This is a genomic window from Pseudomonas xionganensis (genome assembly GCF_009763245.1).
GTDB classification, from domain to species: Bacteria; Pseudomonadota; Gammaproteobacteria; order Pseudomonadales; family Pseudomonadaceae; genus Aquipseudomonas; species Aquipseudomonas xionganensis.
Map to the genome: position 1 here is coordinate 25381 of NZ_WKJZ01000002.1, position 24910 is coordinate 50290.

Genomic DNA, 24910 nt, shown 5'->3' on the forward strand with positions numbered 1-24910 from the left:
ATACCAGTTGGCTTTGTCTTATGAATCGGCAGGCATCATGCCCGCCGATTCATTGCAGCGCGGACCTTAACGGATCGCAGTGACGACACCTTTGTTGCCGGTCACTTTGACGTTGACGGTCTTGTATACGAAGTAGTCCTGCACGTTGACTTCGTAACGCGGGGCGACGATCACGTCGGCACCCGAAGCCTTGACGGCTTTGTAAGCAGCTGCGGATTTGGCGGAAGCCACCGGATCCAGACCCAGGGCAAAACCACCTTCACCACCACCGTAAGTCACGCCATCGGCGAACTGGGTATCACCACCCAGCTTGAACACATTGAACAGGATGTTCACCGAAGACTCACCAGTAATGGTTTCGCCGACTTTCACGTCCGCCTTCAGGCCAGTGTCAACGGTGCCATTGAGCGGCATGGTCGGCTGGCTGATGTTCTGGCTGGCACAGCCAGTCAGCAGGGCGAAAGCGGAAATAGCGGCGATAGATGCAAGATGTTTCATATGAAACTCCGTTTCATAACATTCCATGGAAGCCCCATTGCGGGGCAATGCATTGCCTCGAAAAGGCGCGGGCATCCTAAGTGGCGGATAGGTGGGCTTCAACCGCAGATGTCATTTTTATGACATCTCTCACAGAGATATAGGCCAAGGCTTACAAAGCCCCGGAGACTGGTGTAACCGCGAGCGGTTTGCGCCTGCTCGTCATTTCCTTATAAGATCGCGCCTTCCCCGTTTCGTCGCATGGTGCGGCCCCAAGCCGTAGGTTCCGCCGTTTTCATTATTCAGTCTGGCCCTTGAACCTGCGCCTCTGCTGTCAAAAGGTAGTTAACGATGAGCGCAAGACACTTTCTCTCGCTGATGGATTGCACACCGGATGAGCTGGTGGGCCTGATCCGACGCGGCATGGAGCTGAAGGACTTGCGCAACCGCGGCGTGCTGTTCGAGCCGCTGAAAAACCGCGTGCTGGGCATGATCTTCGAGAAGGCTTCGACCCGTACCCGCCTGTCCTTCGAGGCCGGCATGATCCAGCTCGGCGGCCAGGCCATCTTTCTCTCGCCGCGCGACACCCAGCTGGGCCGTGGCGAGCCGATCGGCGATGCCGCCATCGTCATGTCGCGCATGCTCGATGCGGTGATGATCCGCACCTTTGCCCACAGCACCCTGACCGAGTTCGCCGCCAACTCGCGGGTGCCGGTGATCAATGGCCTGTCCGATGACCTGCACCCCTGTCAGTTGCTCGCCGATATGCAGACCTATCAGGAGCTGCGCGGCAGCATCAAGGGCAAGACCGTGGTCTGGGTGGGCGACGGCAACAATATGTGCAATTCCTATATAGAAGCGGCCATGCAGTTCGACTTCCAGCTGCGCGTGGCCTGCCCCGAGGGTTATGAACCCAGCGCCGCCCTGCTGGCCCAGGCCGGCGAGCGTGTACAGATCCTGCGTGATCCGCGTGAGGCAGTGAAGGGTGCTAACCTGGTCACTACCGATGTCTGGGCTTCCATGGGCCAGGAAGACGAAGCGGCCGAGCGGCTCAAGCGCTTCCAGCCCTATCAGGTCAACCGCGCCCTGCTCGATGCCGCCGCCGAGGATGTGCTGTTTCTGCACTGCCTGCCGGCTCACCGCGGCGAGGAAATCAGTGAGGACCTGCTCGACGATCCACGTTCGGCGGCCTGGGATCAGGCAGAAAACCGTCTGCATGCGCAGAAGGCCCTGCTCGAGTTTCTCGTAGAACCGGCGTACCACCACGCATGAGCCAGCCCCTGCTGCTGAACCTGCGCAACCTCAGTTGCGGCTTCAATGACCATCGCGTGGTGCAGAACCTCAATCTGCACCTCAATGCCGGCGATATTGGCTGCCTGCTTGGCCCCTCGGGCTGCGGCAAGACCACCACCCTGCGCGCCATCGCCGGTTTCGAGCCGGTGCTGGAAGGTGAGATCCAGCTGGCCGATCAGGTCATCTCCAAGGCCGGCTTTACCCTGGCCCCGGAGAAACGCCGGATTGGCATGGTCTTTCAGGACTACGCCCTGTTCCCACACCTGAGCGTGGCGGAAAACGTCGGCTTCGGTATTCGCAAGCAGGCCAACTGCGAACGCATCACCCAGGAGCTGCTGGAGCTGGTCAAGCTCGGCCACCTGGGCAAGCGCTACCCCCATGAACTGTCCGGCGGCCAGCAACAGCGCGTGGCCCTGGCCCGGGCTCTGGCTACGGAGCCGCAGCTGCTGCTGCTTGATGAACCCTTCTCCAACCTCGATGGCGAACTGCGTCGGCGCCTCAGCCATGAGGTTCGCGATATTCTCAAGGCCCGCGGCACCAGCGCCATTCTGGTCACCCATGACCAGGAAGAGGCCTTCGCCGTCAGTGACCATGTGGGGGTGTTCAACCATGGTCGCTTGGAACAGTGGGATACCCCGTTCAATCTCTATCACGAGCCACTGACCCCTTTCGTCGCCAGTTTTATTGGCCAGGGCTACTTTATCCGCGGCCAGCTGCTCAGCGCCGACTCGGTACAAACCGAACTGGGCCTGATCCGCGGCAATCGCGCCTACACCTGGCCAGTTGGCAGCGCGGTGGACGTCTTGCTGCGCCCGGACGATATCGTCTACGCCCCGGACAGCCCGCAGAAGGCGCAGATCGTCGGCAAGACCTTCCTCGGCGCCGCCACCCTGTATCGCCTGCAGTTGCCCACCGGCAGCCAGCTGGAATCGATTTTCCCCAGCCACGCCGACCACCTGCCCGGCGAGCAGGTGGGCATCCGCGTGGCCGCCGATCACCTGGTGATGTTTCCCGCCCCGGGCAGCATCGCCGCCCAGGTCAATCTGGGCGAATCCGGGGTACGTCGCTATAGCAGCGACGACTGAATAGCATCAGCGCCCCGGGCAAGCCCGGGCGCCCCTCATGCCGGTGGCAAATTCAGTCGACCGCTGGCCACCAGCACCGCTTGCCCGGCGATCTTTACCCGCTCACCCTCCAACCGGCAGTGCAACTCCCCCCCGCGAGCTGAACACTGGAAGGCGCTCAGCTCAGGCTTACCCAGACGCTCGGCCCAATAGGGCACCAGCATGCAGTGGGTCGAACCGGTGACCGGGTCCTCGTTGATGCCGATGGACGGGGCGAAGTAGCGCGAAACGAAGTCATGCCGCTCGCCCGGCGCCGTGATCAGCACGCCCAGACCAGGCAGCGAGGCCAATGCCGGCAGATTGGGCTGATAGGCGCGTACCTCTGCCTCGCTGTCCAGCACCACCATCAGTTCCTGCACGCCATCCAGCCCCGGCAGCACGCGCACCTCGGTCACCGCCCGGCCCATGGCCTGCTCGACCGCCGCCTGCAGCTCGCAGGGCTGGGTCAGGCGCTGGGGAAAATCCAGCACCAGCAACGAACCCTCACGGCTGACCCGCAGCGCCCCTGACAGGCAGGTAAACTCCAGCACCTGCGCGCGCTCGCCATAGCACTCCAGCAGCACATGGGCGCTGGCCAGGGTGGCGTGGCCACAGAGCGGCACCTCGGCCGTCGGGGTAAACCAGCGGATATGCCAAACCGCCCCTTCCTTCACCACAAAGGCGGTTTCCGCCAGGTTGTGTTCGGCTGCAATCTGCTGCATCAGGGCATCATCGAGCCAGGCATCCAGGCGATAGACCATGGCCGGATTACCGGTAAAGGGTCGACTGGCAAAGGCATCGACCTGATGGAACTCAAGCTGCATAGGGGCAAATCTCCTTGTTCGGTTTTGCCAAAGCATGCCGCGCCAGCCGAGAACATGCCCGCTACAGACACGCCCTATTACAGCCGTACAGCCGTGCACCCTGGCAAGGCAGCGCGATCTGCCACGGTGCATAAAGTTATCGCCAAATCGTCTTACAAAACCTATAAGCCAAACAAAATCAGCTACTTGTGATTCTTGGCACGGGGCCTGCTAAGGCTCACCCCGGTCAGCACAACGGCGTGTCTGCCACACATCCGACAACGACGTCACCGCACCCCGCTCTCATTGAGCCCCGGGCGCCGTGACGTTTTTTTGCGTTTTCAGGATCTGTTGCCGTTGTGATGCCGCTCGTGCGAGGCGGCAGCAGCCCCTATGGCCTATTAGGAATGACCACTATGCGCATGATGAAACTGATCCTGCTGTCGCTCGCCGTTGCCAGCGCCACCTTCAGCCACGCCGCCCTTGCCGAGGAGGCCTTCAGCAAGCTGTTCAGCGAAGGCAAGCCGATCCTCGATGCGCGCTACCGCTATGAGCATGTCGACCAGGACAACGCCCTGAACAATGCCAACGCCCAGACCCTGCGCACCCGCATCGGCTTCCAGAGCGGCAAGTGGTATGGCCTGTCCGTCCTGATCGAGGCGGACAATGTCAGCCGCATCGGCGATGCTAGCTACAACAGCACCCGCAATGGCCAGGGCGATTACTCGGTGGTGGCCGACCCGGACGGCAGCGAGATCAACCAGGCCCTGCTGCGCTACGACCACCAGTACGGCAGCGCCGTGCTCGGCCGCCAGCGCATCAACCTGGATAACCAGCGCTTTATCGGCGGCGTGGCCTGGCGGCAGAACGAGCAGACCTACGACGGCGCCCTGCTGCAGCTCAAACCCCTCACCGGGCTGACCCTGAGCTACGCCTATATCGACAACATCAACAGCATCTTCGGCCCCGGCGACAACCGCTTCGACACCGCCGCCAACCCGGCCAATATCGAAGGCCACAGCCACCTGTTGAACGTGCAGTACGTGCTGATGCCGGAGCTGACCGCCACCGCCTACCAGTACCGCCTGGGCCTGGACAAGCTCACCGGCGGCAGCCAGTCGAGCAAGACCACCGGCCTGCGCCTCAATGGCGCCGTGGCCGGGGTCAGCTATGCCCTGGAATACGCCAAGCAGAGTGAGTACGCGAACAACCCGCTGGATCTGGACAGCGACTACTACCTGATGGAGCTGGGCTACAGCCTCAAGGGCGTGGCGCTCAAGGCCGGCTACGAAGTGCTGGGCGGCGACAGCGGCCCGGGCAACCGCGCCTTCCAGACCCCGCTGGCGACCAAGCACGCCTTCCAGGGCTGGGCCGATATCTTCCTGCTGACCCCGGCGGACGGCATCAAGGACAGCTACCTGAGCGCCAGCCTGCCCGTACTGGGCGGCACCCTGGTGGGCATGTACCACGACTACCGCGCCGAACAGGGCAGCAGCCATTACGGCAGCGAATACAACCTCTCCTATGCCCGGCCAATCCCAGGGGTCAAGGGCCTGGTAGGGCTGGTCAAGGCGGCGCGCTATGACGCCGACGACTTTGCCGTGGACACCGACAAGCTGTGGCTGCAGGTGCAATACAGCTACTGATCCCAGCCACTGGCAAAGGGCGCGCGGCTTGTCCGCGCGCCCTTGGAGAAGCCCATGAAAATCCGTCTTATCGCCCCACTGCTGGTGCTATTGGCCACCTGCCTGCAAGCCCAACCGGCCGGGGCCGTGATCAGCGCCGCCGAGGCCATGAACCTGTCCGGCATGCAGCGCATGCTCAGCCAGCGTATCGCCAAGAGCTACCTGATGCTTGGTGCCGAAGTACGCCCCGAACAGGCCGGCCAGCAACTCGATCAGAGCATCGCCAAGTTCGAGAGCAACTACCTGGCCCTCAGTGAGTACGCACCCACGGCAGAGATCCGCACCGCCCTGGAGCAAGCCGGCGCCACCTGGCAGCAGTACCGCGAACAGGTCTTGACCCACCCGGACAAGGCCGGCGCCCTGCAGGTCCTGGATCTGAGTGATCAATTGCTGAGTCAGAGTGAGCAGGTGGTGCAGTTGCTGGAGCAGCACAGCGGCGGGCACAGCGCCGTGCTGGTCAATCGAAGCGGCCGTCAGCGCATGCTCAGTCAGCGTATCGCCAAGCTCTATCTGGCCATCAGCTGGCGCTTGCCGGTCGATAACCTGCAAGGGCAGTTCGAGCAGGCTGTCAGTGAGTTCGAGTTGGCCTTGGCCGAATTGCAACAGGCCCGGCAAAACACCCCGAGCATCAGCAAGGGCCTGCAACAGGCCGAGGCCCAGTGGCGCTTTACCCGCGCCGGTTTCAACCTGGCCAGCGACTCGCGCTATGTACCCACGGTGATCGCCACCACCACCGAGACCCTGCTGTGGCAGATGCACGAGCTGACCAATCAGTATGAAGGGGTGATGCTGGCGGGGAACTGAAACCTGCCCTCTCCCTACCCCTCTCCCGGAGGGAGAGGGAATTAATCCCGCGCTCTTCTCAGCTCTCGCTGCGCACCCGCTGCACCGCATCCAGCCAGCCGTCGTATAGCTTGCTGCGGTGGCTGTCGGCCATGCGCGGCTCGAAGCGCTGCTGGCGATGCCAGTGGCTGGCGATGCTGGCCAGATCAGGGAACAGTCCGGCCTGGAGGCCCGCCAGGTAGGCCACGCCCAGGGCCGTGGTCTCGGTCACCTCGGGGCGCTCCACCGGCACGCCGAGGATATCGGCGAGAAACTGCATGACCCAGTTGTTTTCCACCATGCCGCCATCCACACGCAGGGCGCTGGGCTCGGCGGCGCCATCCTGGCGCATGGCTTCGAGCAGGTCGCGGGTCTGGTAGCAGACCGACTGCAGGCCGGCGGTGACGATTTCCTTGATCCCGGTATCGCGGGTCAGGCCGAAGATGGCGCCCCGGGCCTTCGGGTCCCAGTAGGGCGCGCCGAGACCGGTAAAGGCCGGCACCAGATAGACCCCGCAGGCGTCGCCGGTCTGCTCGGCCATGGCCTCGGTATCGCGGGCATGGCTGATCAGCTTGATGCCGTCGCGCAGCCACTGCACCGCCGCACCGGCAACGAAGATGCTGCCCTCCACCGCATAGGTGACCTCACCCTCCAGGCGATAACCGACGGTGGTGAGCAGGCGATTCTTCGACTGCACCGGGGTTGCCCCGGTGTTCTGGATCATAAAGCAGCCGGTGCCATAGGTGCTTTTGACCATACCCGGCTCGAAGCAGGCCTGGCCGATCAGCGCCGCCTGCTGGTCACCGGCCATGCCCAGCACCGGGATGCTGGCGCCGAGCAGTTCGGCGTCGCTATGGCCGAACTCGGCGGCGCAGTCCAGCACCTCCGGCAGCAGACTAGGGGGAATCTCGAACAGCGCCAGCAGCTCTTCATCCCACTGCTGGCTGTGGATATTGAATAGCAGAGTGCGCGAGGCATTGCTGGCATCGGTCTTGTGCGCTTTGCCGCCGGTCAGGCGCCACAGCAGAAAGCTGTCCACCGTGCCGAAACGCAGCTCGCCGCGCTCGGCCCGCTCACGGGCGCCGGGCACATGCTCAAGGATCCAGCGCAGCTTGGTGGCGGAGAAATAGGGGTCGATCAGCAGCCCGGTCTTGGCCGCCACAGCCGCTTCGTGGCCGGCGGTCTTGAGGCTGGCGCAGTAATCGGCGGTGCGTCGGTCCTGCCAGACAATGGCCGGGTGGATCGGCGTGCCGGTCTGGGCGTCCCACACCAGGGTGGTCTCGCGCTGGTTGGTGATGCCGATGGCGGCGATATCCGCGGCGCTCAGGCCACCCTGCTGCAACGCCTCACGACAGACCTTGAGGGTGCTCAGCCACAACTCTTCGCCGTCATGCTCGACCCAGCCGTCCTGGGGGAAATACTGCTTGAACTCCTGCTGGGCCCGCGCCACCGGCAGGCCCTGGGCACTGAACACGATGGCGCGGCTGCTGGTGGTGCCCTGGTCGATGGCAAGCAGGTACTGGGACATGGCTGGGTTCCTTGTTGTTATAGGTTGTAGAGCGACCGATTAGATGCGGCCAATGGGCGCAAATAGCGCCTGGGTCAATTGCGCCAGCACGGCGGCTGCCAGCTCCACCTCCAGGCCACGGCGGCCGGCGCTCACATAGATGCTGGATTGCTGCTGCGCCGATTCGTCGATAAAGGTGCGCAGGCGCTTCTTCTGCCCCAGGGGGCTGATGCCGCCGAGCAGGTAGCCGGTGGCTCGTTGCGCTGCGGCCGGGTCGGCCATATCGGCCTTCTTCACCCCGGCCGCCTGGGCCAGGGCCTTGAGATCCAGAGTGCCGGCTACCGGCACCACCGCCACCAGCAACTCGCCCTTGTCGCTGGCAGCCAGCAGCGTCTTGAACACACGAGCCGGCTCAAGACCGAGCTTTTCCGCCGCCTCCAGGCCATAGGAAGGCGCCTTGGGGTCGTGGTGATAGCTGTGCACCTGGTGCTCAGCCTTGGCCTTTTTCAGCAGATCGATGGCAGGAGTCATGTTCGAATGTGAAAATCATCTGACAAAGTTCGCGTACCTTAGCCCATCTATTGCCCTTTCGGCAGCCTATAATGTCGCGCATTTGCAAGGATCTACCCCATGACCCTGCCGCCACGCCAACAGGACATTCTCGAACTCGCCCGCGAACGCGGCTATGTCAGCATCGACGAGCTGGTCCAGGCCTTCGCCGTCACTCCGCAGACCATTCGCCGCGACATCAACCAGCTGGCCGAACAGGGCCTGCTGCGGCGCACCCACGGTGGCGCGGCGAGCGAAGCATCGAGCATCCAGAACACCGCCTACAGCATGCGCGCCGGGCAGATGCGCGAGGAAAAACAGCGTATCGCCGCCGCCATCGCCGCCCATATCCCCGACCACGCCTCGCTGTTTATCAACATCGGCACCACCACCGAGGCCATAGCCCGTGAACTGCTGGGACACAAGGGTCTGAAAGTCATCACCAACAACCTGCATGTGGCCGCCCAGCTCAGTGCCAAGGCCGACTTCGAGGTGCTGGTGGCCGGCGGCACGGTACGCAGCGACGGTGGCATCGTCGGCCAGACGGCGGTGGATTTTATCCAGCAGTTCAAGGTGGACTTCGCCCTGGTGGGTATAAGCGGCATCGATGAGGACGGCAGCCTGCTGGACTTCGACTACCAGGAAGTGCGGGTGTCCCAGGCCATTATCGACAACGCCCGCCAGGTCTTTCTCGCCGCCGACTCCAGCAAGTTTGGCCGCAATGCGGTGGTGCGCCTGGGCTCCATCGCTCTGGTCGACCGCGTATTTACCGACAGCCAGCCCCCTGCCGCCATCAGCCGCCTGCTGGCCGAGAACAAGGTACAGCTGGATCTGGTCTGAACCTAGAGCCTGTTTACGACCTGCTGCGCGTCGGCCCTGCTGCGTTAAAAACAGGCTCGGATGCTCATTTACAGCTCGTAAACTCCGCTTCCTCGCCGTTTTGACCAGCCGGAGGCTGTTACTAACGTAGCGCCTTGCAGTGCTCTAGCTCGCGAAGTCGTAAACACGCTCCCAAAATAACGACCACCCGGCGCAAAAATTTGCGGCGGGGTGGCAAAGTCGCGCCTATTGGACTAGCATATTTTCGAAAGTGAACATAAAAATGTTCGTTATCGACTTAATGGTGCCGCCATGCCGATCAAACCAGCCCCCAGCACACCCCTCGCCGAAATCTACGACCTCGCCGTGATTGGCGGCGGCATCAATGGCGTGGGGATCGCCGCCGATGCAGCCGGGCGCGGTCTGTCGGTGTTCCTTTGCGAAAAGGACGACCTGGCCAGCCACACCTCCTCGGCCAGCAGCAAGTTGATCCATGGCGGCCTGCGCTATCTGGAGCATCACGAGTTCCGCCTGGTGCGCGAAGCCCTGGCCGAACGCGAAGTGCTGCTGGCCAAGGCCCCGCACATCGTCAAACCCATGCGTTTTATCCTGCCGCACCGCCCGCACCTGCGCCCGGCCTGGATGATCCGCGCCGGCCTGTTTCTCTATGACCACCTGGGCAAGCGCGAGAAGCTGGCGGGCTCGCGTGGCCTGCGTTTCGGCGCCGGCAGCCCGCTCAAGGCCGAGATCAGCCGCGGTTTCGAATATTCCGACTGCTGGGTGGATGACGCCCGCCTGGTGCTGCTCAACGCCATGGCGGCCCGCGAACAGGGCGCCCATGTGCACACCCGCACCCGCTGCGTCAGCGCCCGGCGCAGCAAGGGCCTGTGGCATATCCACCTGGAACGCGCCGATGGCAGCCTGCTGTCGATTCGTGCCCGGGCCCTGGTCAATGCCGCTGGCCCCTGGGTGGCGCGCTTTATCCGCGAAGACCTGAAGCAGGATTCGCCCTATGGCATCCGCCTGATCCAGGGCAGCCATATCGTGGTGCCGCGCCTGTTCGAAGGTGAACAGGCCTATATCCTGCAGAACGAGGATCGCCGCATCGTCTTCGCCATCCCCTATCAGGAGCGCTTTACCCTGATCGGCACCACCGACCGCGAATACCAAGGCGACCCGGCCAAGGTGGCCATCACCGAGGCAGAAACCGATTACCTGCTGCAGGTGGTCAATGCCCACTTCAAGCACAGCCTGAGCCGCAGCGATATCGTGCACACCTATGCCGGTGTACGCCCACTGTGCGATGACGAATCGGATGACCCTTCTGCAGTGACCCGTGATTACACCCTGGCGCTGTCCGGCCATCCCGGTGAGGCGCCGCTGTTGTCGGTCTTCGGCGGCAAGCTGACCACCTACCGCAAGCTGGCCGAGTCGGCCATGGCGCAACTGGCGCCCTACTTCCCCAAGCTGGGCCCCAGCTGGACCGCCAGCAGCCCCCTGCCCGGCGCCGAGCAGATGGAAAGCCAGAGCGCGCTGGTCGAGGCCCTGTGCGCGCGCTTCGGCTGGCTGCCCACCAGCCTGGCACGACGCTGGGCCGGCAGCTACGGCAGCCGCAGCTGGCTGATGCTCAAGGGCGTGGTCAACCTGACCGACCTGGGCGAACACCTGGGCGGTGGCCTCTATACCCGCGAAGTGGACTATCTGTGCGAACAGGAATGGGCCCTGCAGGCCGAGGATATTCTCTGGCGGCGCAGCAAGCTGGGGCTGTTTATGAGCCCTCACCAGCAACAGCGCCTGGATCACTATCTACAGGCGCGCTCGCCGCACAGCCCTGCAGATAGCCACGCAGCCTGACCTAAAAAACAAGTAAAAAAAGGGCGACCTAAGTCGCCCAAATTGCCTTGCGTGCTCTGCGTACTGGAAACTCAGCTCTGCTTGCGCTTGTGCGAGTCCTTCCAGATGAAATAACCGACCCCGGCGAAGAAGGCGACCATCAGACCGACGGTGCCGATTCCGGCAAGAACAACAACATCGATAAACATGGTGCCTCCTGATGCAGCCTGTGTGGGAATGGCTGCAGGTTATCAAGGGGCGATGTACGGCCATTGATCCAAATCAAGAATGGCCGGTGAGCGGGTACGGCAGGCGGGGTTTGACTGATCCAGATCAATGGATCACGGGGTGCGGGCGCGACTCAGCGTTTTTTCGGCTTGCCCTTGGGCTTTTTCTTGGCCTTGCCCTTGGGCATCGGCAGGGCCTGCTCGAAGGCTTCGCGCATCTCATTGAGTTTCTTGTCGCGCAGATCGTGGATGCGCTTGTCGCGCTCGGCGGCAAAATCGATCAGTTTGCTGTCAGTGTTCATGGCTCGGCTTGATCAAACGAAAGGTCAGGTTCAGGCGCGGCGCGCAGGGGCTGCGAGTCTTCGCCACTTGGTGCTGCCAATGATGCTGGGTTGGCCCGGCCATGACCAGCAGCGAACCATGCTCCAGCAGCAAGGAGTGTTCGATACGGTTGCTCCCCTTGCGCCGCAGGTCGAAACGCCGCGTGCCGCCCAGGTTCAGCGAAGCAATCAGGGGGTTACGCCCCAGTTCGGCCTCATCGTCGCTGTGCCAGCCCATGGAGTCCTGGCCGTCGCGGTAATAGTTGAGCAATACGCCATTGAGCGACTGCCCCACCGCAGCCTCGACCCGGGCGCGAATCTCGGCCAGCCGGGGCGTCCAGGCCAGGGGCCGGTGGGTCAGCCCGGAATAACGGTAGCTGGCCTCGGCATCGCCATACCAGGCCACCAGCCGCGGCACCGGATACTGGCGCCCATAGAGCTGGACGCTGGGCTGAGCCCAGGGTGTTTCGCCAAGCAGGGCGCTGAGCCAGGCATCCGCCGTGACGCTATCGAGCCAATGGGCGTGATAGGTCAGTTCGGCATCGGGCAAGGTGGGCAACGGGTCGCTAAACAGCATGGCAAGCACGGCAGCAGTCAAGATGAGGCCAGTGTCTCAGACTTCCACATCCACCCAAAGCCCCTGACGCGGCAGGGACTCCTGGCCCGCAGCCTCGGCCACCTCTTCCTCGCTCATGCCCGCCAGCTCCTGGGCACTGTAGCCGCGCCGCTGACGCCGTCGCTGCTCTTCACGCAACAGTTCCTCGGCTTCCTGGGGGTGGCGCTTGTCCAGGCTGACCCCACTCTCCTTGGCACTCTCGGCCGAGGGCGTGACGGGGGGGATTTCCGGGCGCGGCTTGATCACGTCCTGTTGAACGGTCACCGGCGCCATACCATGGGGAATGGGTGGTAGCACGATTCGGCCCTCCTTTGGTCAGACTGTCGGCCGCGCGGGCCTCGACTTGAGCCAGCTGTCGCTACACTTTCGACCCAGATACGCCCATCAAGTGCCATTGCAACTATGGCTGAAGAGGCGCTTCCGTTACCATAGCCGGCTTTTTCACGCGGGGAGACAGGTATGGCGCAGTATCAACCGGGGCAACGCTGGATCAGTGACAGCGAAGCGGAGCTGGGCTTGGGTACCGTCCTGATGCAGGATGGCCGCATGCTCACCGTGCTCTACCCCGCCACCGGCGAAACGCGCCAATACGCCACCCGCAATGCCCCCCTGACCCGCGTGCGCTTCGCCCCGGGTGACGAGATCACCCACTTCGAAGGCTGGAAGCTGACCGTGCAGGAAGTCGAGGATATCGATGGTCTGCTGGTCTACCACGGCCTGGACGCACAGAACCAGGCCGTCACCCTGCCGGAAACCCAGCTGTCCAACTTTATCCAGTTCCGCCTGGCCAGCGATCGCCTGTTCGCCGGACAGATCGATCCGCTGCCCTGGTTCGCCCTGCGCTACCGCACCCTGGCATTCACCAGCCAGCAGCTGCAATCGCCGCTCTGGGGCCTGGGCGGGGTGCGTGCACAACCCATCGCCCACCAGCTGCATATCGCCCGTGAAGTGGCTGACCGTATCGCCCCGCGGGTGCTGCTGGCCGACGAAGTGGGGTTGGGCAAGACCATCGAGGCGGGCCTGGTGATCCATCGTCAGCTGCTCTGTGGCCGTGCCAACCGGGTGCTGATCCTGGTACCGGAGAACCTGCAGCATCAGTGGCTGGTGGAAATGCGTCGGCGCTTCAACCTGGATGTCGCGCTGTTTGACGCCGAGCGTTTTATCGAAAGCGATGCCAGCAACCCCTTCGAGGACTGCCAGCTGGCCCTGGTCGCCCTGGAATGGCTGTGCGAGGACGAGCGCGCCCAGGACGCCCTGTTTGCCGCGGGCTGGGATCTGCTCGTAGTGGACGAGGCCCATCACCTGGTCTGGCACCCGGAACACGTCAGCCCCGAATATGCCTTGGTGGAACAGCTGGCCGGCGTCATTGCAGGCGTGCTGCTGCTGACCGCCACCCCCGAGCAGCTGGGTCAGGACAGCCACTTCGCCCGCCTGCGCCTGCTCGACCCCAACCGCTTCCATGACCTTGAGGCCTTCCGCGCCGAAAGCGCTCATTATCAGCCGGTGGCCGAGGCGGTGCAGGAGTTGCTCGATCACGGCCAGCTCAGCGCCCAGGCCCGCGCTGCCATTGGCGGCTTCCTCGGCGACGAGGGTCGTGAACTGCTCGACGCCCTGGACAGCGGGGACGAAGATGCCCGCGCGCGCCTGATCCGCGAGCTGCTGGATCGCCACGGCACCGGCCGCCTGCTGTTTCGCAACACCCGTGCGGCGGTGCAGGGTTTCCCCGAGCGCGAGCTGCACCCCTACCCCCTGAGCAGCCCGGTGGAATATATGGAGCTGCCGATTGGCGAGCATCCGGATCTGTACCCGGAGGTGAGTTACCAGGCCCAGGGCGACGATGCCGAGGAACAGCGCTGGTGGCAGTTCGACCCCCGCGTCGAGTGGCTGATCGATACCCTGAAAATGCTCAAGAAATTCAAGGTGCTGGTGATCTGCGCCCACGCCGAAACCGCCATGGACCTGGAAGACGCCCTGCGTGTGCGCAAGGGCATCCCCGCCACCGTGTTCCACGAAGGCATGAGCATCCTGGAGCGCGACCGCGCCGCCGCCTACTTTGCCGATGAGGAGTTCGGCGCCCAGGTGCTGATCTGCTCGGAAATCGGCTCCGAAGGCCGCAACTTCCAGTTCGCCCACCACCTGGTACTGTTCGACCTGCCGGCCCACCCGGACCTGCTCGAACAGCGCATCGGCCGTCTCGACCGCATCGGCCAGAAGCACCGTATCCAGCTGCATGTGCCCTACCTGGAGAACAGCCCCCAGGAGCGCCTGTTCCAGTGGTATCACCAGGCCCTGAATGCCTTCCTCAACACCTGCCCCACCGGCAACGCCCTGCAGCAGCAGTTCGGTAGCCGGCTGCTGCCCCTGCTCGAAGGCGGCGATGACGGCCAGTGGCAAGCCCTGGTCGACACTGCCAAAGCCGAGCGCCTACGCCTGGAAAGCGAGCTGCATGCCGGCCGCGACCGCCTGCTGGAGCTCAACTCCGGCGGCGCCGGTGAGGGCGAGGCGCTGGTGGAGGCGATCCTCGAACAGGACGACCAGTTTGCCCTGCCCATCTATATGGAGCAGCTGTTCGATGCCTTCGGTATCGACAGCGAAGATCACTCGGAAAACGCCCTGATCCTGCGCCCCAGCGAAAAGATGCTGGATGCCAGCTTCCCCCTGGGCGACGACGAAGGCGTGACCATCACCTACGACCGTGGCCAGGCCCTGGCCCGCGAGGACATGCAGTTTCTCACCTGGGAACACCCCATGGTGCAGGGCGGCATGGACCTGGTGCGTTCCGGCTCCATGGGCAACACCGGGGTGGCGCTGATCAAGAACAAGGCCCTCAAGCCCGGCACCGTGCTGCTGGAACTGCTCTATGTCAGCGAAGTGGTGGCGCCCCGCGCCCTGCAGCTGGGGCGCTTCCTGCCGCCGGTGGCGCTGCGCTGCCTGCTGGATGCCAATGGCAACGACCTGGCCGGCAAGGTGGCGTTCGAAACCCTGAACGATCAGCTGGAAAGCGTGCCGCGGGCCAGTGCCAACAAGTTTGTCCAGGCTCAGCGCGACAGCCTCAACCCTCTGATTGGCATCGGCGAAAGCAAGGTGGAGCCCAAGCACCTGGCCCGCGTCGCCGAGGCCAAGCAGCGCCTGGATGCGCAAACCAGCGAGGAACTGGCCCGCCTGACCGCCCTGCAGGCAGTCAACCCCAGCGTGCGTGACAGTGAACTGCAGGCCCTGCGTGAACAGCGCGAACAGGGCTTGGCCCTGCTCGACAAGGCGGCCCTGCGCCTGGAAGCCATCCGGGTATTGGTGGCCGGCTAAACATCCACCACCCTGTAGGAGCGGCCCCTGGCCGCGATGATCCGTGATCGCGGGCCTGGCCCGCTCCTACAAAGGCACACGGCGGATTAGCTGCTAGATTCAGTGGCATAGCCCTGCAGCAGCCAACAAGGAAGCGCCTCAGTGCCCGCCGGCTCCACATCACGCCTGTTCAAGCGAAGCCTATACAGCCTCTGCCTGCTGGCTCTCCTGCTGCTGCCCACACTGCACCTGTCACAGACCCTCAGCGGCCTGAACAATGCCCATCTGGACTGGCTGACCCGCCAGCGTGCCGCCGAGCAGAGCCCGGACCCGCGCCTGCTGCTGATTGATATCGACGACCTGAGTCTGCAGGTGATGGCCAGCGAGGCCGGCAAATGGCCCTGGCCGCGCTCGGTACATGCCGAACTGCTGGACTACCTGCAGCAACAGCAGCCCCTGGCCGTGGCCTTCGACGTGCTGTTCAGCGAGGCGGATGCCTTCAACCCGGATGCCGACCAGTTCTTCGCCGAAGTACTGGCCGCTCACCCCAACACCTACCTGGCGGCCCTCACCCAGGAGACTGTCGAAGCCGGCCAGGCGCCTCTGCTCGACAGCTATCCGCAGCAGACCTGGCAAGCGCCAGGACGGCGCGGCACGGAACAGGCACGCGCCCTGCTGCTGTTGCCCCGAGCCTTTCCCAGTGAACTGTGGAAACTGGGCAGCATCAACTTTCGCGCCGACCCCGACGGTATCGGCCGGCGCTATGAGCTGTATCGGGACTTCGCCGACTGGCGCCTGCCCAGCCTGCCGGCACGTATCGCGCACGATCTGGGGGTCCGGCTGCCCGAACAGCCAAGCATTCTGCTCGACTGGCCCAGCCAGTCACGCCTGCCCTACCCACGCCTGCCCTACGCCGCAGTCCTGGCTGCGGCCCGCGGCCAGGGCGAACCTCTGGAACATGACTTGCAGGGCAAAATCATCCTGATCGGCACCACCGCCTCGGGCCTGCACGATCTGCGCCCCACCGCCCTGGATACCCTGTACCCGGCCCCCTTTATTCTGATGACCGCCATCGACAACCTGCTCAATGCTCGTCAGCTGCATCGCCCACAAGCCTGGCAGGAGTTGCTCCCGGCAGGGCTGCTGTTACTGGGGCTGATTGCCTTGCTGTTACGCGAGCGACTGCCCGCAGCCTTCGCCCTGTGCTTGCTGGGCAGCCTGGGTCTGCTGGCCGGCAGCTACTGGCTGGCCCTGCAGGGCCAGCTCATGAGCGTGGTCGCCGGGCTGATCTGCCTATGGCTGCTGCTGGCCAGCGCCCTGGCCCTGTTCTACCTGCGCCGGCGCCAGCAACTGCAGGACACCATCCGCCTGTTCAGCCGCTTTATGGATCCGGTAGTGGTCAGCCAGCTGGTCAGCCGCGACGACCCCGAAGCCCTGCTGGCCAGCAAGGAATGCCAGTTGACCGTGCTGTTTTCCGATATTCGCAACTTCACCACGCTTTCCGAGCAGCACAGTGCCCAGGAGATCGTCAGCCTGCTGGAGGGCTACTTCAACAGCCAGGTGGCGGTGCTGTTCAAGCATCAGGCCACCCTCGACAAGTTTATCGGCGACGCCATCATGGCCTTCTGGGGCGCGCCCCTGGACAACCCGCAGCAGGCCGACCAGGCAGTGCTGGCGGCCCTGGAGATGCTCGACAACCTCGAAGCCTTTCGCCGCGACTACAACTGCCCGGATTTCGATATCGGCATTGGCCTGCACACGGGACCGGCGGTCGTCGGCCTGGTCGGTGCCAGCCAACGCTATGACTACACTGCAATAGGTGACACGGTAAATCTGGCCAGCCGTATCGAGGGGCTGACCAAGGGCCGCGCGCACCTGCTGATTTCCGAGGCCACGCGCCTGGCCTGCAGCCTGCCGCTGGACTTCATCGCCCAGGGCGAGCATCAGGTCAAGGGCCGCGCCGAGCCTGTACAGCTGTTTGAACCAAGGAGGAAACTGCATGACTAAGCTCCTTCACACCTGCCTGGTCGCCCTACTGCTGACCCTCTACAGTGGCCTGGCCCTGAGCGAACTGCGCCAGGCCCAGACCGTGCAGGACAGTGAGTTGCGCGCCGACCCCAGCCACAACGCCAGCAGCCTGGGACGAATCGGCAAGCAGGCCAGCGTTATGGTTCAGGCCCGTCAAGGCGGCTGGTACCAGGTCAGAACCAGCACCGGCCAGGAGGGTTGGCTCCCCCTGCTCAGCCTGCGCTTCGTCAAGCAGACTCAGGGCAGCGGCAGCAGCAACCTGGGCAACCTGCTCAGCCTCGGCAGCAAGGCCGCCCCCGCCAGCGGGGTCGCCACCGGTGTGCGTGGCATCAGTGATGAGCAGCTGAAAAGCGCAGCCGGCAGCCTGCCGGCCAACTTGTACGACCTGGAGCACTTCGCCGCCCAACCCGCTGAAGCACGCGCCTTCGCCCAGCAGGGCGGCCTGCAGAGCCAGCCCCTGCCCTACTCCCGCCAATGACCAGGAGGTTCACGCCATGTTCGCGATACGCATCACCGCTCAACGTGCCCTGCTCCTGGGCCTGTGCCTGAATCTGGCCGCCTGCCAGGGCCTGGAAGGTATTCAGGTACAGGGAGTCGACCTGGGCAAACTGGCCAGCGTCGGCCAGAACCTAACCAATATGGGCCAGAAAAGCGCCGACGAGGAGCAGGTCATCGGCCAGAACACCGCCAGCGTGCTGCTGCAGCAGGCCAGCGTACTGAACAATCAGGAGCTGCAGCGCTACGTCAACCGGGTCGGCCTGTGGGTCGCCCAGCATAGCGAGCGTCCCGACCTTCGCTGGCGTTTCGTGGTTCTGGACAGCCCCCAGGTGGCCGCCTACGCGGCACCAGCCGGTTATATCTTTATCACCCGCGGCATGCTGTTGCGCATGAACAGCGAGGCCGAGCTGGCCGGGGTATTGGCCCACGAAGCGGCCCATGTGGTGCAACGCCATCACCTCAAGGCCATCCAGCAGCAGGCTCAGACCGGCCTGCTCAGCGACCTGGCGACCCTGGCCGTACAGGCCAGTGCCGCCAAGAGCGGCGACAGCAGCAAAACCGCCATAGCCGACAAGTTCACCCGCAGCGTGAGTGATCTGTATGCCCGCGGCCTGGACCGTGGCGACGAATACGAGGCCGATGCCATGGGCGCGGTAATCGCCACCCGGGCCGGCTACGACCCCTACGGCCTGGCCGGCGTGCTGCAGACCCTGGCCAGTACCCGCCAGGACGATGCCACCCTGGTCAGCTTCCTCAAGACCCACCCCAATATCGGCGATCGCCTGCAGCGCCTGGAGCCGGTCTATCAGCATATCGAACGCCATGCCCACGGCTCGCCGCAGATGCTTGATATGCGCTACCTGCAGGCATTGCGGGCGCAGTAGGCAGGGCCATGAACATGGGCAGATCGCAGGCATGGCCGACTCCTGCGAGCAATGAGGCCATTGCATGCGGCCTTCGGCCAGTGCCACGAGTCCGAGAATAGCTGTATCAGTAGGTTGCGCCAGGCGCACCTGCTACTTGGCATTGGTGCGCACGGCACACCCTACTTGCCGCAAGACAAACCCAATGCCACCTGTTCAAGTCTGTCACGCAAGCCAGGAATTAATGCGGGTGGTCACCCTTGCAGCCCGGCTCGAAGTCGCAGACATGGTGCACATAGTGCGAGGCCGGGTGGGAACCGGGCGGGCCGCTGACCTGAAAGCAGCGGCTGGCGATAAACAGCTCCACCAGCTCGGCATCCAGCAAACCGCTCTGGGCCTCGCTCTTGAGGATATCCAGGGCCCGTTCCAGGGGCATGGCTGGTTTGTAGGGTCGATCGGAAGCGGTCAGGGCATCGTAGATGTCGCACACGGTCATGATCCGTGAGGCGCAGGGAATGGCGTCGCCCACCAGCCCCTTGGGATAGCCGCTGCCATCGAGCTTTTCATGGTGAGCCCCGGCGATATGGGGCACGCCCTGCAGGTCGGGGGTCCAGGGAATCAGGCTGAGAAACTCCTGGGTATGCACCACATGGCGCTCGATCTCGTGGCGCTCCTGCTCGGTCAGGCTGCCCTTGCGGATGGCCAACGCGCCGAATTCGTCCTCGCTGAGCAGGCTGATCAGGCAGTTGCCCGGCGCCTTGACCAGCTCGCCCTGAATCTCCTGCAGGTGCTGGAAATTGCCTTCACTGAGCATGGTCGGCTCGTTGGCCGTAAGGATGCTGGTCAGGTAGCGATCCAGGCGCTCGCATTCCTTGGCCACCTCGGCTTCCAGCAGCAGGCGCTGCTCATCGCTCAGCCCTCCCTGGTGGCGATAGGCATGCAGCATCTTGCGCAGGAACTGGTTGTGCAGATTCTCCTTGGCCAGGGCCACCCGATACTGCAACAGCTCGACCTTGTGCTCGGGCAGCTTCTTGGCCTTGACCAGTACATGCTCGCGTACCCCGACCTTGCCAAAGTCATGCAGCAACGCGGCATAGCGCAGCTCGCGCAGGCCATCGGCGCTCAGCGCCTGCTCGCGCAGACGCGATACCGGCGCATGGGGCAGCTGGTTGGCCAGGGCCAGGCACAGTTCGGCAACGCGGAAGGAGTGGCCACTGGTGGTCGGGTCGCGCTGTTCGATGGCGAATACCGAAGCCTGCACAAAACCGTCGAACAGGCGACTGATATCGTCCAGCAGCTGGCGGTTCTCGATGGCCACCGCGGCCTGGCTGGCCAGGGCGCGCAAGGACACCGCCACTTCTTCATCGAAGGGAATCAGCTCGGGGTTGTGCGGGTCGCCGCCCTTGCGTTGGCGGTTGATAAATTCCAGCACCCCCACCACTTCACCACGGTGATTGAGCATGGGAATGGCCAGAATGGACAGGGTGCGATAGCCCATCTGCAGGTCGAAGGAGCGGTTGAAGCGGTACGGCGCATCCTCGGCGATGGCATACACATCCTCAATATTCAGCTCGGTGCTGGTCAGAGCCACATAGCCGGCAATCGATGCCTTGCTCAGGGGCATGCGCTGATCCTGAAAGCTGTTCTGGCTGAGGCTGGTGTTCTGCGTCAGCTTGAAGATCAGCTGGGCACTGCCATTGGCCCGACGTGCCACCAGAAACAACGAGGCCGCATCGCTATTGGACAGGCGCCGACCTTCGATCAGGATCTTTTCCAGCAACCGGTCCAGATCGCGCTCGGCGGACAGCGCCAGGCCCACATCCACCAACTTGCTCAGGTCATCGTGCTTGCCTTCGAGGGCCGCCGCCAGCTGCTCGCTCTTGCGCCGCAACGCCTGCTGCTCCACGGCAAAACGCAGCAACGCCATCAGCTCTGTCGGCGCCGAAGCAGCCGGCAGTGGCAGCACCCCGGGCAGATCCAGGCAGCCCACCAGAATCGCACCGCAGCCTTGCCAGTGACTCAGGGGATGCTCATCCAGCAGCGCCTCATCCAGCAGCAGCACCTGCACCTCGGGCGGCAGGGGCTGACCAGGCTGCAAGCCGCACAGGCTCACCGCACACTGCTGCAGGCTGGCCTGCAGGGGGTGGTCGGCCAATGCACTGCTGTGGCCCAGGACAAGATGGCTGTCGAGCATACCGGCATTCCTCAGCTGCGATGGCCGTGACGGCCATGCCTCTGAGTATTGCACAAGGCCCGCAGCCTGCCCGGCCATCCGGCGCCTGGCCTACCGAGCCCAAGCGCCGCTAACCGAGCCTCAGGCCAAAGACGGCTGCTGACTGTCGCGCTGCAAGCCCTGCTGCATGCGCAGGCTGTCGGCCACGAAGCTGCGCGAGGCCATAAACAGCGCCAGCATGGTCAGCAGCAGCGCCACCGGGATCAACAGCATGGCGTTGTGCAGCCCCACGGCCTTGAAGGCCTCGGTCATCTCGCTGGCACCGGCCGCCTGCATCGCCGCCTGGGCATAGAAATCCGACAACAGCCCCACCGCCACCGGGCCGAAGCCGCCACCGAGCAGGTACAGACCGGCGAAGAACAGGGCCATGGCGGTAGCCCGCAGACGCGGCTCGACCACATCCTGAATGGCGGTGTAGACGCAGGTGTAGAAGTTGTAGGAGAACAGCCAGCCGATACTGAACACCCCGACAAACACCGCCGTGTCGATGCGTCCGGCAGCCAGGGCCCAGCCTGTGCACAGCGCGGCGATCAGCATGCTCAGGGTGGCAAACAGCAAACGCCCCTGGCTCCAGCGCTGATGTACCTTGTCCGCCACCCAGCCGCCCAGGGTCAGGCCAACCAGACCGGTCAGGCCCACAATCACCCCGGTGGCCATGGCGGCCTGCTGCAGGGACAGGAGGAAATAGCGCTGCAACATCGGCACCATAAAGGAGCTGCAGGCATAGGAGGCAAACTGGAAGGCCAGCCCGGCCATGATCAGCCACCAGAAGGTGCGAATCGCCAGCACCTTGCGAATCGGCTGCTGCACCGGCGCGATATCGGCGTGTTGCTGCACCTGCTCGGCCGCCCCGCGCTTGGGCTCCTTGATAAAGAAGATAAACACCGCCAGCACCAGCCCCGGCACCGCCGCGATAAAGAAGGGCGCGCGCCAGCTGTCGAAGGCCGCGACCATGGCGCCGATGGTAAAGAAGGCCAGCAACAGGCCCAGGGGCAGGCCGAGCATAAAGATGCCCATGGCCCGTGAGCGCTTGTGCGCCGGGAACAGGTCGCCAATCAGCGAATTGGCCGCCGGCGCATAGCTGGCCTCACCGATACCGATGCCCATGCGTATCAGCAGAAAGCTCCAGAAATTCCACGCCAGGCCGTTGACCGCGGTCAGCGCGCTCCACACCGCCAGGCCCCAGCCCATGATCTTGCGCCGCGCACCATTGTCGGCCATGCGCCCCAGGGGCACGCCGGCAATGGCATAGACGATGGTGAAGGCAGTGCCGATCAGCCCCAGCTGGAAATCACTGAGGCTCCATTCCAGGCGGATCGGCTCGATGATGATTGCCGGGATGGTGCGATCGAAAAAATTGAACAGGTTGGCGAGAAACAGAAGAAACAGGACGCGCCAGGCATTGGCCGCTTGCTGGGTTTGCTGCATGGGATCGCTCTCTCTTGTTTTTATGACAGGCGCCACCCTTGGCGGCCGGATCCTGCGACTGGTCAGTCAGCTGTCCAACAATCTAGAGCCTCCCCTCCATGCTGTCTGTGACTATCAATCAGGCTGATGCCAGGCGATACCCTGGCCGGTAGCCGCCCCTAAACAAGCGCCCGGCACCGGGCAACTACACCCATAGGCATCAGGAAAATACGCAACAGGGCTACAGCCGTCGGCTTTTCATGCTACAAACATGGCTATTGACCATCATTTACTCGTCCCCGATTCCAGCCGCCGGATTGTCCTCGATGAAAACAAAAAAAGACGCCGCTGCCACCCCTGCTTCCGAAGCCACCCTGGCCAATCTGGCCGACACGCTGCTAGCACCGGAGGTACCGGCAAGCGCGCCCTATGTTCAGAGCGACAGTGGCGAGCAGTACATGTATTTCACCGAGAGCGATATCGAACGCATCCTCGACAACCTCGACGGCCTGCGCAGCATGGTGTTCCCGCCGGCCAACCCGGATGACGAGCACGAAAAGCGCGTGCAGCACTTCCCCTCGGTGTGCCTGATCGGCCTCGGGCGCTGCGGCTCGAATATCGCCCTGGATGTCGCCTCCCTGGTGTACAACGCCCGGCAGTTCTACCTGAGCGAATTCAACAGCGAAGAAAAGGCCGTGGCCGAGCAGGACTTCCGCCCCACCCGCTGGATTCGCAGCAACCTGCTGCGTGCGCCGGCCAAGGGCGCCAAGCCGGTGTTTCTGATCGAGCCGCTGGTGATGCTGGGCGACCTGGACAAGGATATCGAGGGGCGCATCCGCTTCTCGCGCAAGGGGGAAACCAGCGGGTTCCTCAGCGACTACAGCAAGATGAAGATCATGGACCTGTCCGAGGTACATGCCGGTGGTGCCGGTAACGCTCCGATCCTCGGCCAGTACCTGGCCAAGATCATCCTCAACAAGGACACCCAGCGCTTCACCAATGAAGACTGGAAATTCATCCACAGCTACCTGATCGACTCCTGCGGGATCAAGGCCAACCAGTCGCGCCTGTACTTCTATATCTTCAGCGCCGGCGGCGGTACCGGCTCGGGCATGGCCTCGGAATTCGGCCTGGCCCAGCAGTTCGCCTACATGAGCAAGACCTTCGACACGAAGAACTTCGACGAAAACCCGGAAAATCGCGACCACAGCTTCGTCTTCGAGCCGATCTTCACCAGCGGCATCTGCATCCTGCCGAACATCTCCGACCAACGCAGCGAAATGTCCGAGGCCCTGCATATCAACGCCGGGCGCCTGCTGTGCAAGTACCTGGCCGAGGAATGGGACTTCTCCTACAACTTCGACAACGAGGAGAACAGCGAGGCCAGCGTGATGCGCCGCATCCGCCCCTGGAACGCGATGATGCTGATCTCCAACGACATCATGCGTTACGCCGAAGAAACCGATGACGGCAATATCCAGAACATCGACGTCAACGCCATGGAGCGTCACGCCAACCAGTACATCTCCCAGCAGATCTTCAACATCCTCACCGCCCAGGCGGTGACCACCGACTACGACCAGAACTACTTCCGCCGCGCCGGTATCGACATCGGCGAAACCATCCGCCTGGATGCCAACGACCTGTTCATGAGCCTGGCCGGTCCCGTGGCCGTGGCCTATGCCGAATCCGTGGTGCCGGAACAGAGCGCCGCCGCCACCCTGGAAAAATTCCGCGTGCTGGACAAGGAGCAGCCGCGCCTGGATGTCGACGACCTGTTCTTCCGCTCCATCGACCTGCCGCACTTCAACAAGGTGACCCAGGCCATCGAAGGCATCAGCCTGCTGCCGATCGAGTCCAAGCGCTACCGCGAGGCCCTGCAGCAGTACAAGGCCAGCGGCTATGACGCCAGCCAGCTGAACAACCTGCACTTCTTCAAGAACTGCTCCTCGGTGGTGTCCATCGTCTCCCTGCCCAAGGACTACAAGCTGTCCTATATGGACCTGAACCGGCTCAAGACTCACCTGAACAGCCTGTTCCCCAACACCACCCTGAAGCGCTACGCCCTGGTCATCGGCGCCTCGGCCAACCTCTCGCTGACTACCCTGATCGTCAAGAGCCCGTGCCTGTCGGACGACTTCCTGACCCTGATCGTGGCCTTTATCAAGCGCTGCTTTGCCCGCGAGCCGCACCGCTTCGACGACAGCCTGGACCAGGCGATTCTCGACTTTATCGTCGCCGATGAATTCGACGAAGCGCGACTCGATGCCATGCTCAACGAGTACGAAAACCCGGCGAAAATCCTCGATACCAACTGGTATGCGATCAAACCGATGTACGAGAAGAAATACCGCGAGCTGATCCATGATCAGGACAAGTTCGTCTCGATCAACGATATCCGCCTGTCCCGCGACAGCGTGAAGAAGTCCATCAAGTACCTGCGCGAGATCTACCGCCACCGCATCGGCAAGACCCGCGTGATCTCCCTGAACAACTACGACGCCCAGCACTGAACCGTGGCCCGGCAGGCAAAGCGCCTGCCGGG

At 63.5% G+C, this 24910-nt stretch carries 21 protein-coding genes; 11 read left to right on the forward strand and 10 right to left on the reverse strand.

Annotated features, from left to right (window positions below):
* Positions 1 to 66: 66 nt before the first annotated feature.
* Positions 67 to 498, reverse strand: a complete 432-nt coding sequence (locus tag GJV18_RS12660; RefSeq protein ID WP_160346152.1) for a hypothetical protein — start codon at positions 496 to 498, stop codon at positions 67 to 69.
* A gap of 330 nt (positions 499 to 828) precedes the next feature.
* Here GJV18_RS12660 and argF point away from each other — a divergent pair, with 330 nt between their 5' ends.
* Together argF and GJV18_RS12670 are read left to right on the forward strand one after the other, a co-directional pair.
* Positions 829 to 1749 (forward strand): ornithine carbamoyltransferase, encoded by a 921-nt coding sequence (gene argF, locus GJV18_RS12665; RefSeq protein ID WP_160346154.1) that lies wholly within the window; start codon positions 829 to 831, stop codon positions 1747 to 1749.
* On the forward strand, positions 1746 to 2855 hold the full coding sequence (locus tag GJV18_RS12670; protein ID WP_160346156.1) for an ABC transporter ATP-binding protein: 1110 nt from the start codon (positions 1746 to 1748) through the stop codon (positions 2853 to 2855). Before argF ends, GJV18_RS12670 begins: the two co-directional genes overlap by 4 nt.
* A gap of 35 nt (positions 2856 to 2890) precedes the next feature.
* On the opposite strand, the gene GJV18_RS12675 is transcribed toward GJV18_RS12670, so the two are convergent.
* On the reverse strand, positions 2891 to 3697 hold the full coding sequence (locus GJV18_RS12675; protein WP_160346158.1) for a PhzF family phenazine biosynthesis protein: 807 nt from the start codon (positions 3695 to 3697) through the stop codon (positions 2891 to 2893).
* 395 nt (positions 3698 to 4092) lie between these two features.
* Here GJV18_RS12675 and GJV18_RS12680 point away from each other — a divergent pair, with 395 nt between their 5' ends.
* Both GJV18_RS12680 and GJV18_RS12685 read left to right on the forward strand, forming a co-directional pair.
* The gene (locus tag GJV18_RS12680) at positions 4093 to 5322 is read left to right on the forward strand and encodes an alginate export family protein (RefSeq protein ID WP_160346160.1); all 1230 of its coding nucleotides are present in this window, start codon (positions 4093 to 4095) and stop codon (positions 5320 to 5322) included.
* 54 nt (positions 5323 to 5376) lie between these two features.
* Positions 5377 to 6165, forward strand: a complete 789-nt coding sequence (locus GJV18_RS12685; protein WP_160346162.1) for a type IV pili methyl-accepting chemotaxis transducer N-terminal domain-containing protein — start codon at positions 5377 to 5379, stop codon at positions 6163 to 6165.
* Positions 6166 to 6223: 58 nt separating this feature from the next.
* Here the strand turns inward: GJV18_RS12685 and glpK are convergent, their stop codons facing one another.
* Both glpK and ybaK read right to left on the reverse strand, forming a co-directional pair.
* A complete protein-coding gene (gene glpK, locus GJV18_RS12690; protein WP_160346164.1) occupies positions 6224 to 7711 on the reverse strand; it encodes a glycerol kinase GlpK in 1488 nt (495 codons plus the stop codon).
* 39 nt (positions 7712 to 7750) lie between these two features.
* Positions 7751 to 8221 carry a Cys-tRNA(Pro) deacylase gene (ybaK, locus tag GJV18_RS12695; RefSeq protein ID WP_160346166.1) on the reverse strand — a complete coding sequence of 157 codons (471 nt, stop codon included), beginning with the start codon at positions 8219 to 8221 and terminating at the stop codon, positions 7751 to 7753.
* 99 nt (positions 8222 to 8320) lie between these two features.
* Between ybaK and GJV18_RS12700 the strand changes: the two genes are divergently transcribed.
* Together GJV18_RS12700 and glpD are read left to right on the forward strand one after the other, a co-directional pair.
* Positions 8321 to 9079: a DeoR family transcriptional regulator gene (locus tag GJV18_RS12700; RefSeq protein ID WP_160346168.1), complete on the forward strand. Its 759-nt coding sequence runs from the start codon at positions 8321 to 8323 to the stop codon at positions 9077 to 9079.
* A 291-nt stretch (positions 9080 to 9370) separates the two neighbouring features.
* Positions 9371 to 10912: a glycerol-3-phosphate dehydrogenase gene (gene glpD, locus GJV18_RS12705; RefSeq protein WP_160346170.1), complete on the forward strand. Its 1542-nt coding sequence runs from the start codon at positions 9371 to 9373 to the stop codon at positions 10910 to 10912.
* A gap of 71 nt (positions 10913 to 10983) precedes the next feature.
* Here the strand turns inward: glpD and ccoM are convergent, their stop codons facing one another.
* From ccoM to GJV18_RS12715, 4 genes are all read right to left on the reverse strand, one after another.
* Positions 10984 to 11100: a cytochrome c oxidase subunit CcoM gene (ccoM, locus tag GJV18_RS18775; RefSeq protein WP_325065257.1), complete on the reverse strand. Its 117-nt coding sequence runs from the start codon at positions 11098 to 11100 to the stop codon at positions 10984 to 10986.
* 152 nt (positions 11101 to 11252) lie between these two features.
* Positions 11253 to 11420: a hypothetical protein gene (locus GJV18_RS18535; RefSeq protein WP_178113448.1), complete on the reverse strand. Its 168-nt coding sequence runs from the start codon at positions 11418 to 11420 to the stop codon at positions 11253 to 11255.
* Positions 11410 to 12015 carry an alpha-ketoglutarate-dependent dioxygenase AlkB family protein gene (locus GJV18_RS12710; RefSeq protein WP_160346172.1) on the reverse strand — a complete coding sequence of 202 codons (606 nt, stop codon included), beginning with the start codon at positions 12013 to 12015 and terminating at the stop codon, positions 11410 to 11412. The genes GJV18_RS18535 and GJV18_RS12710 overlap by 11 nt, the downstream gene beginning before the upstream one ends.
* Positions 12016 to 12051: 36 nt before the next feature.
* Positions 12052 to 12351: an aspartate-semialdehyde dehydrogenase gene (locus tag GJV18_RS12715; protein ID WP_160346174.1), complete on the reverse strand. Its 300-nt coding sequence runs from the start codon at positions 12349 to 12351 to the stop codon at positions 12052 to 12054.
* 162 nt (positions 12352 to 12513) lie between these two features.
* On the opposite strand from GJV18_RS12715, the gene rapA reads away from it, so the two are divergent.
* The 4 genes from rapA (at position 12514) to GJV18_RS12735 (ending at position 18746) form a co-directional block, all read left to right on the forward strand.
* On the forward strand, positions 12514 to 15357 hold the full coding sequence (gene rapA / locus GJV18_RS12720; RefSeq protein ID WP_160346176.1) for an RNA polymerase-associated protein RapA: 2844 nt from the start codon (positions 12514 to 12516) through the stop codon (positions 15355 to 15357).
* Positions 15358 to 15498: 141 nt separating this feature from the next.
* On the forward strand, positions 15499 to 17343 hold the full coding sequence (locus tag GJV18_RS12725; protein WP_160346178.1) for a CHASE2 domain-containing protein: 1845 nt from the start codon (positions 15499 to 15501) through the stop codon (positions 17341 to 17343).
* The gene (locus GJV18_RS12730; RefSeq protein ID WP_160346179.1) at positions 17336 to 17842 is read left to right on the forward strand and encodes an SH3 domain-containing protein; all 507 of its coding nucleotides are present in this window, start codon (positions 17336 to 17338) and stop codon (positions 17840 to 17842) included. The genes GJV18_RS12725 and GJV18_RS12730 overlap by 8 nt, the downstream gene beginning before the upstream one ends.
* A 16-nt stretch (positions 17843 to 17858) precedes the next feature.
* Positions 17859 to 18746 (forward strand): M48 family metalloprotease, encoded by an 888-nt coding sequence (locus GJV18_RS12735; RefSeq protein ID WP_160346181.1) that lies wholly within the window; start codon positions 17859 to 17861, stop codon positions 18744 to 18746.
* A gap of 220 nt (positions 18747 to 18966) precedes the next feature.
* On the opposite strand, the gene GJV18_RS12740 is transcribed toward GJV18_RS12735, so the two are convergent.
* Both GJV18_RS12740 and GJV18_RS12745 read right to left on the reverse strand, forming a co-directional pair.
* Positions 18967 to 20919 (reverse strand): HD domain-containing phosphohydrolase, encoded by a 1953-nt coding sequence (locus tag GJV18_RS12740; protein WP_160346183.1) that lies wholly within the window; start codon positions 20917 to 20919, stop codon positions 18967 to 18969.
* 120 nt (positions 20920 to 21039) lie between these two features.
* A complete protein-coding gene (locus GJV18_RS12745) occupies positions 21040 to 22386 on the reverse strand; it encodes a spinster family MFS transporter (RefSeq protein ID WP_160346185.1) in 1347 nt (448 codons plus the stop codon).
* Positions 22387 to 22691: 305 nt separating this feature from the next.
* On the opposite strand from GJV18_RS12745, the gene GJV18_RS12750 reads away from it, so the two are divergent.
* On the forward strand, positions 22692 to 24878 hold the full coding sequence (locus GJV18_RS12750) for a hypothetical protein (protein WP_160346187.1): 2187 nt from the start codon (positions 22692 to 22694) through the stop codon (positions 24876 to 24878).
* Positions 24879 to 24910 lie beyond the last annotated feature (32 nt).